This is a genomic window from Variovorax sp. 10L426 (assembly GCF_056395305.1).
This window is the reverse complement of record NZ_JBFTJF010000137.1, coordinates 1-376: the sequence shown is the minus strand read 5'-3', so window position 1 is coordinate 376 and position 376 is coordinate 1. Positions and strand designations below refer to the sequence as shown.

Sequence of the window (376 nt, the reverse complement as noted above, 5' to 3'; positions counted from 1 at the left end):
GTGCGCACCAGCTTGCCGAGTTCGGGCAGGCTGCCGTGCGCCTCCTCCAGGAAGATGTCGACCAGATCGGCGTCCAGCGACGAGGCGTCGAGCGATTCGTCCGACTGCGGCACCTCCGGCGACTGCGCGGAGACATGGGCGACAGCCACCTGCTCATGACGCGGCGCCGTCGGCATGGCGATGACCACGGCATCGTGCACCGGAGTGACCGGGCTGATGGGCGTTAGCGTCGGCGGGGCCACCGGCGGCAGCGAGGTGATCGGCGTCAGCTTGGCCGGCGCATCGGTCACGGCCGGCAGTGCCGGGGTCGGCGCGGCCGGTTCGGTAACGGGCGGCAGCGGCGACAGCGGCGTGGCCTGCAGGATCTGGGTATTGC

1 pseudogene is annotated in these 376 nt (G+C 71.5%); it reads right to left on the bottom strand.

Annotation, left to right across the window (positions count from 1 at the left end):
* Window positions 1–376: pseudogene (locus tag AC1DHL_RS30145) on the bottom strand (hypothetical protein); the annotation flags it as partial.